Source organism: Dietzia sp. Alg238-R159 (assembly GCF_900537145.1).
Lineage (GTDB): Bacteria > Actinomycetota > Actinomycetes > Mycobacteriales > Mycobacteriaceae > Dietzia > Dietzia kunjamensis.
Genome location: NZ_UNRI01000019.1, coordinates 1 through 8197 on the forward strand (window position 1 = coordinate 1; position 8197 = coordinate 8197).

At 63.4% G+C, this 8197-nt stretch carries 3 rRNA genes and 3 pseudogenes; 5 read left to right on the top strand and 1 reads right to left on the bottom strand.

Annotated elements, in window-relative coordinates:
- The 3 genes and pseudogenes from G6R20_RS18000 to G6R20_RS18010 all read left to right on the top strand — a co-directional run.
- A 23S ribosomal RNA gene (locus tag G6R20_RS18000) occupies nucleotides 1-1093 on the top strand; the annotation flags it as partial.
- A 91-nt stretch (nucleotides 1094-1184) separates the two neighbouring features.
- Nucleotides 1185-1301, top strand: a 5S ribosomal RNA gene (gene rrf, locus G6R20_RS18005).
- Between the two features lie 410 nt (nucleotides 1302-1711).
- Nucleotides 1712-2028: pseudogene (locus tag G6R20_RS18010) on the top strand (transposase); the annotation flags it as partial.
- Between the two features lie 61 nt (nucleotides 2029-2089).
- Here the strand turns inward: G6R20_RS18010 and G6R20_RS18015 are convergent.
- Nucleotides 2090-3350 (bottom strand): annotated as a pseudogene (locus tag G6R20_RS18015) (IS256 family transposase).
- A gap of 160 nt (nucleotides 3351-3510) precedes the next feature.
- Here G6R20_RS18015 and G6R20_RS18020 point away from each other — a divergent pair.
- Together G6R20_RS18020 and G6R20_RS18580 are read left to right on the top strand one after the other, a co-directional pair.
- Nucleotides 3511-4347 (top strand): annotated as a pseudogene (locus G6R20_RS18020) (IS3 family transposase); the annotation flags it as partial.
- Nucleotides 4348-7743: 3396 nt separating this feature from the next.
- A 16S ribosomal RNA gene (locus tag G6R20_RS18580) occupies nucleotides 7744-8197 on the top strand; the annotation flags it as partial.

Here is an 8197-nt window from a genome sequence, read left to right on the forward strand (position 1 = left end):
AGTCGATGTATACGGACTGACGCCTGCCCGGTGCTGGAAGGTTAAGAGGACCGGTTAGCCGCAAGGCGAAGCTGAGAATTTAAGCCCCAGTAAACGGCGGTGGTAACTATAACCATCCTAAGGTAGCGAAATTCCTTGTCGGGTAAGTTCCGACCTGCACGAATGGCGTAACGACTTCTCTGCTGTCTCGACCACAGACTCGGCGAAATTGCACTACGAGTAAAGATGCTCGTTACGCGCGGCAGGACGAAAAGACCCCGGGACCTTTACTATAGCTTGGTATTGGCGTTCGATTCGGTTTGTGTAGGATAGGTGGGAGACTGTGAAGCATGCACGCCAGTGTGTGTGGAGTCGTTGTTGAAATACCACTCTGATCGTATTGGACGTCTAACCTCGGCCCATGATCTGGGTTAGGGACAGTGCCTGGTGGGTAGTTTAACTGGGGCGGTTGCCTCCTAAAGAGTAACGGAGGCGCCCAAAGGTTCCCTCAGCCTGGATGGCAATCAGGTGTTGAGTGCAAGTGCACAAGGGAGCTTGACTGTGAGACTGACACGTCGAGCAGGGACGAAAGTCGGGACTAGTGATCCGGCACCGGCAAGTGGAAGCGGTGTCGCTCAACGGATAAAAGGTACCCCGGGGATAACAGGCTGATCTTCCCCAAGAGTCCATATCGACGGGATGGTTTGGCACCTCGATGTCGGCTCGTCGCATCCTGGGGCTGGAGTAGGTCCCAAGGGTTGGGCTGTTCGCCCATTAAAGCGGCACGCGAGCTGGGTTTAGAACGTCGTGAGACAGTTCGGTCTCTATCCGCCGCGCGCGTAAGAAACTTGAGGAAGGCTGTCCCTAGTACGAGAGGACCGGGACGGACGAACCTCTGGTGTGCCAGTTGTTCCACCAGGAGCATCGCTGGTTAGCTACGTTCGGAAGGGATAACCGCTGAAAGCATCTAAGCGGGAAGCCTGTTCCAAGATGAGGTTTCTCACCACCTTCGCGTGGTTAAGGCCCCCCACAGACCATGGGGTTGATAGGCCGGAACTGGAAGCGCAGCAATGCGTGCAGGTGACCGGTACTAATCGGCCGAGGGCTTACACACAAACAGCCCCTAAAGAATCGCAACGCGTCCACTGTGCAGTATCTGAAACAACACACCCACGCAAAAACACGTGGGCCTTGTTTCACAGAGTTACGGCGGCCATAGCGGCAGGGAAACGCCCGGTCCCATTCCGAACCCGGAAGCTAAGCCTGCCAGCGCCGATGGTACTGCACTCGTGAGGGTGTGGGAGAGTAGGTCACCGCCGAACACAACTTCACACGAGAGCCCCGAATCACCCTCACCGGTGACTCGGGGCTCTCGTCATTGCACCCACACCAGGCCGGCCCACACCAGGCCGGCCCACACCAGGCCGGCCCACACCAGGCCGGCCCGCACCAGGCCGACCCGGCCATCAGGCCAGCCGACCGCCGGCGGCACCCATCACCCGACGCGCCAACGCCGAACCCCGCAACTGCTCCACACCCACGACCTCACCACCGGGACCCGACAACGGCACCCGCCAATTCGGATACTCATCCGACGTCCCCGGAACATTCACCGGCCGCCACTAATCGCCGGATGCAGGGGTTCGTCTCCAACCGGCGGTGTGGCCTGCTGCGGTGATCTCGGACGGTGGACCCTCTTAAAGTGAGGGGCCTACCGAAATGAGATCCAGCAGTGAGTGCATCACGCAGGCGGTTCAGCCAGGAGTTCAAGGATGAGCTGTGCCAGGAGGTCATCACGACCTCGAAGACGATCAAGGACGTCGCGGTGGCCTACGGCGTGGGCCCCGAGACGTTGCGGAACTGGTTGAACAAGTACCGGCAGGCCCACGGCGGTACCGAGACCGAGGTGACGCTCGATGAACGGGCACGACTCAAGGAGCTGGAGCGGGAGAACTCCGAACTCCGCGCCGAAACGGCGTTCCTGAAAAAAGCAGCGGCTTACTTCGCGCGGGAGCAGCGACCGTGAGCCGATACGAGTACATCGACTCCTGCAGGAACGAGGTCAAGCCCCTAGAAGTGGTGTAACTGAATTGTGATCCTTCGTTGGTGATCAGGCGGGTAGTTGCATCAGTGCATCAGTGGTCACCTCCGTCTGCGAGCTGGTGTCGGTGTCGGTGGTCAGGGTGAGTCGGCAGCGGCCCAGGACTTCGAGTCCGAGGTATCGGCGTCCTTCGGCCCATTCGTCGGTCTGCTCGGCAAGGACGGCGCCGATGAGGCGGACGATGGCATCTCGGTTGGGGAAGATGCCCACGACGTCGGTGCGGCGGCGGATCTCTCGGTTGAGCCGCTCGGTGGGGTTGTTGGACCAGATCTGTCGCCACACGTCGTCGGGGAACACGGTGAAGGCGAGCGGGTCCTCGCGGGCGTCGCCGAGGTGCTCAGCCACGTCGGGCAGTCTGCCTTCGGTGTACTCGAGGAGCCGGTCGAACTGCTCGTGCACCGCGGTGTCGTTGGGCTGGTCGTACACGCTGTGCAGCATCGCCTTCACGGCCGGCCACATGGACTTGGGGCACACCGCCATGAGGTTCGCCGAGTAGTGGGTGCGGCAGCGTTGCCACGCGGCTCCCGGCAGGTTCGCCGCAATCGCCCCGACCAGCCCGGCGTGGGCATCGGAGGTCACCAGCCGCACCCCGCCCAGGCCGCGGGCAACCAGGTCGGCGAAGAAGGTGTTCCACGAGGCCGTGGTCTCACTGGTGGCGACCTGTATGCCCAGTACCTCGCGGTGGCCGTCGCCGTTGACGCCGGTGGCCAGCAGCACGGAAGCCTTGACGACCTGCTTGTTCTCGCGGACCTTGATCGTCAACGCGTCGGCGGTGACGAAGGTGAACGGCCCGGCCTCGTCCAGGCGGCGGTGCCGGAACGCCGCGACCTGCTCGTCCAGGTCCTGGGCCATGCGTGAGACCTGCGACTTGGACAGCGAGTCGATACCCAGGGTCTTGACCAGCTTGTCCATCCGGCGGGTAGACACCCCGGCCAGATAGCAGTCGGCTACGACGGTGATCAGCGCGGACTCGGCCCGCTTGCGGCGCTCGAGCAGCCACTCGGGGAAGTAGCTGCCCGAGCGCAACTTCGGGACGGCGACGTCGACGGTGCCGACCCGCGTATCCAGGGGCCGGTGGCGGTAGCCATTGCGGTGGTTGGTGCGCTCAGCCGAGCGGGCGTTCCACTCGGCGCCGCACACAGCGTCGGCATCGGCGGAGAGCAGTGCGTTGATCATGGTCTCCCAGCAGCTCGCGCATCAGATCCGGCGACGCGTCAGATAGGGCTTGGCCAAGCAGGCCTGCCGGGTCGACAATATGGGGTGCGGTCATCGCGATGACTCCTCGAGGATTCTTTAGACGGTTGACTCGAAAGATCACGCGGTGGCCGCTCTACATCCGTCAACGACACGGATGTCGGAGACGATCTCGGCCACCGAGTTACACCACTCTATGGGGCACTACTAGGAACGACCCGTCCGAGACCAACCCGCTCTACAAGATGTGCGCCTGGCTGGCCGTCTCGACCTCCGGGTTCTACAACTGGCTCTCGCGCCCGACCTCGGCCACAGCTGCCCGCAGACAGGCGCTCACGGCCAGGGTGAGGCACTTCTTCGCCGCCACTGACGGCACGTACGGGTATCGGCGGATTCACGCCGACCTGGTCGACGAGGGCACCCAGTGCTCCCAGGAGTTGGTGCGTCAGATCATGCGCTCCGAGGGCCTGGTGGCCTGCCAGCCGAGACCATTTCGGGTGACCACCGAAGCCGACGACGCTGCTGCAGCCGACATGCCTGACCTGCTCGAACGCGATTTCACCGCCGAACGACCTGGGGTCAAGTTCGTCGGCGACATCACCTACATCCACACCTGGCAGGGGTTCGTGTACCTGGCGACGGTGATCGACTGCTACTCCAAGAAAGTCGTGGGCTGGTCGATCGCCGACCACATGCGCACCGAACTGGTCGAGACCGCTTTGAAGAACGCCGCCGCGACGACGGTGATCGAACCGCGGGCGATCTTCCATTCCGACCGCGGCAGCGTCTACACCTCGGGCGACTACCGCAAGCTGGTCAAGGACCTGGGGATGCGGTCGTCGATGGGCAGAACGGGCGTGTGCTGGGATAACGCGATGGCCGAGTCGTTCTTCTCGGCGCTGAAGAACGAGCGTGTCCACCGAACCGCCTACGCCACGAAGCGGCAGGCCAGGCGCGACGTCATCAGCTACATCGAGGGGTTCTACAACACCCGACGGCGCCATTCAGCGCTCGGCTACAAGCGCCCGAACGAGGTGCACTACGCTGACCTCCAGCCGGCAACGGCAGCGTAGAGAAACCATCAACTCCGCTGTCCGAAATCGACGCGGCAGGTCAGTGCGGTCGAAGAACGGACACTGTCCTGGCCTCCGAGCGACGCCTCAGAGATCGTGTTCATTTCCCGCGGTTGCTCTACTACCGGAGGCGTCTGAACGACTATCCGTGCTTGATGTCCGCCAAGGCTGGGCGCTTTGCGGTTCGTCGCACCGTCGCCTGGCGAGGATCCGGCAGTAGGCAGTTGTTCCATGCAGGGATGGCCCGGGGCACCAGAGGGCGTCGGCGAGGTCGCTACTTATCGATCGAGCGTGGCACCTCGCCGAACCGGGGGGCCCTGACGACACTCCCTCGTAAACCCCGATCGGGGAGATTTGCTCAGAGAACCATGGATCGGAAGCGTCCGCGACTCCGAGATCGAGGGGATCCGATCGGCGCGGAGGGACAACGGTGTTCCTTCTCCCGAACGGCCCACTGGACATGGGATGGGGAAGTCGGCGGACAGTGGTGCGTTGCTCGAGCCCCTGCTCGATGCCGGGCTGGACGGGAGCGCAGGGACCGCTTTTGTGGATGTAGATTCCGCCGGGACTGATGTTGGCGCCGCCTCTATCCTCGACTCCCTCTCCGCCACCAGAAGGGCGCCCGCCGAGCCGATCTCGGGCGGCAGCGTGACGGTGCCCTCGCCCTCGGCGCAGAACGCGGACTCATGATCAGCGGTCGGTGACGGCGGGCTGAACCCCCGGGACGCGCGTGGGATCGTCATTGCAGGATCGGACGAAGGCAGTCGCCGGTCCACATTTCAGCACCGAGGACGGCGAGCTCACCGGGCTAGCAATCGCATCGCACGGGGGCTGTCTCGGCCGAATCGAGGTCCAGTTCGAGGGCCATGGCGATGGTACGTGCGTATCAGCCGTGTTCCTGAGAATGACAAGGGTCAAGCCCAATTGGCCCCGCTGTGCTGTTTTGATTTGGCCCCACCCTCGTGATGGGTTGGGGGTGGGTGTGCCGGTGGTCGGCGTCCCGGTCGCGGCTCCCATTCGGATCGGGGGACTACGGGGCCGACGAGACGGGTGACCCGGATCCCGGTGACCGCGGATCGTTCTCGCCCGACGGCATCATCGGCGCCAGCGTCATGAATGAGCGCAGCGCGGTCCATGATCACGACCGGTCGGATGAACGGTCGCAGTGCAGACCACCTCGCGGTGCAACCGACACCGCGGAGAATGCTGGTTTCTCTCAGATCTCTACGTCTATCGTCGTGGCAAGTGATCGGACGAATGCCTGCACGCTCTCGAGTCGGGTCTCCCAGGAGTCGTCGAGTGCGGCTTCCAGGGCGGGCACGCCCGGTCTCCAGATCGGCAGACCTCGGTGTTCCGAAACCGTCTCTGGCCTCCCCCGGCATTTGGTGTGTCGTCGGTCGCGATGTGTCAAACGTACTTGTCACGGAAGATCGTCCGCGGTCGATCAGTGTGGTTGGGCCCAGCATGTCTGTGGTCGGCGCGCGGGAGACGCGTACAACTCAGACCGACGAGCAGATTCGCGCGCGGGACATCCCTCACGCGGTACCAGCCGATGCCGCGGAACGGGTCGCAGACGGCCGACCAGCTCTGCTTCAAGCGAGACGCCGGCACCCCGATCGAGTACCTCCCGCATGCCCGACCAGGTCGGCCGCATGGCTACAGCCCGGAAGGCTGAGATCCTCTGTCCCGAGAACTCACGAATGCACCGGTTCTTCGATTGCGGTCCGGTGCCGGTGGACCCCGGATCGTGTCGACTGCTCTCCCAGGTCGGTTACGCCGCCGGCGTGCCCAAGTGCTAGCGGCCAAGCCAATCTCCCTGTAGGCGGACACGTAATTCCCTGCTGACGGGCAGTTGATCTCCCTGTCCGTGGCCAAGGGATCGGGCCGAGTCGCCACCGTGGAGCTTCCGGCATCCGGCCGTGTACTCGCGCGTCGCCCGCCCCCGGACCAAGTGGTCGGGGACCGCTGCGTAGACCCCCAACCCCTCCTGCGCAGGGACGTGCTCGCGCATCGGGCGAACAGGACCAACTTCGGCGAGGCCGCCTGCCTCGTCCTCCCCGATACACGCGAATTCGGCAAGACCCAATTGGCTGTCGCGATCGGACTCAGAGCGAACGCCGGTGGCTACCCAGTGCAGTTCGACACCGCGGACGTATGGCAGTCCGGGTTTCCTGCGACGCAGACCGAGAGCCATCTCGAATCCGAGGTGAGTGAGCTACGGCCCCGCACGTCGCTCGTCATCGACGATGTCGGCCATACCCGTTCGACACCGGTGCAGCGAAACGGCGCTGGCAGCTCGAGGCCCACCGTCACGAGCGAAGGTCGAACCCCGCCGCCTCGAAGAGGGCGCAGTGCGACTGGGGACACAGCGTCGCCGAGACGGTCTCGCCGGTCGCGGATATCGAACTTCGTCCACCATGCCGAGATCCGACCGCTCGGCGAACACTCCCACCCGGGCGGGAGGTGTCGCGACACCACGACCGCACAGACCCGCGACCAGTGGGGGTGGGGTCAGTAGCCGCCCGCTACGTAGGTGGCGTTACGCGTCCGCCTTTGACACCCCGTCCCGAGCGGGGGGTCGGGCGCCACGGATTACACCGGTTCCCGATTGGGACTCCTCCTTGGGCGCGGGGCCCAGTGTGGTCATCTCGGCTGGCTTGTTCACCTAGCGAGGCCGTTCCGACGAGAGCCCTCCAGTATCCACGCAGCAGGACGACGGTGAAGGGTCCGTTGGAAGGGGCCAGCATCGCCCCTCCGCCGAACGAGCCGTATTCCACCGGGCGGGCTGGGTTCTTTAGAAACCGCCGGCCACCGCCCGGTCGGGCGTACATCGTGACATCCGCAGGGCAGGCGACACGCCGATGGACTCGGCGGGCGATACAGCGGGTCTTACTCGAGAGCCCGCAGTGGCGGCAGTAGCGCGATCCCAACGGCGCCCCGGACGGACCGACGCGGCTCGATGCAGTGAAAAAGCGACCTACCTGCGGAAACAGGCCCGATTTGGTTTCGTCGACACTCCCGTGTAACTTTATCGGAGCCGCCAGGGAGCGGGCCGGAGCCGAGAGGCGAGGGCCTGGTTCGGGTGGTGGGAAAGTGCGGGTGTCCGGTTCTCCTGGTTTGACTGGGGCGGGCGGGTCACCTACGCTGGAGAAGTTGCCCCGAGCGGGTGGCGGATTGCAGTGACTACCCCGCGAGCTGGTTGTCTTCGGATGACTGGGGAGTGGTGTGTGGGTGTTGTTTGAGAACTCAACAGTGTGTTTTGTTTGTGATAGTGCCAAATTTTTTGTTTGGTTGCGACCCTTTCACATCCCTGTCGTGGGGGTCGCGTTTTTGTTTGAACAGCCAGTTTTTGGTTTGTTTTTGCTTGGATTGTGCTTTTCGTAGTGCTGAGAAGCTTTTATGGAGAGTTTGATCCTGGCTCAGGACGAACGCTGGCGGCGTGCTTAACACATGCAAGTCGAACGGTAAGGCCCCTTCGGGGGTACACGAGTGGCGAACGGGTGAGTAACACGTGGGTAATCTGCCCTGCACTTCGGGATAAGCCTGGGAAACTGGGTCTAATACCGGATATGAACTCCTGCCGCATGGTGGGGGTTGGAAAGTTTTTCGGTGCAGGATGAGCCCGCGGCCTATCAGCTTGTTGGTGGGGTAATGGCCTACCAAGGCGACGACGGGTAGCCGGCCTGAGAGGGTGATCGGCCACACTGGGACTGAGACACGGCCCAGACTCCTACGGGAGGCAGCAGTGGGGAATATTGCACAATGGGCGAAAGCCTGATGCAGCGACGCCGCGTGGGGGATGACGGTCTTCGGATTGTAAACCYGGTCCTTATACACATCTGACGCTGCC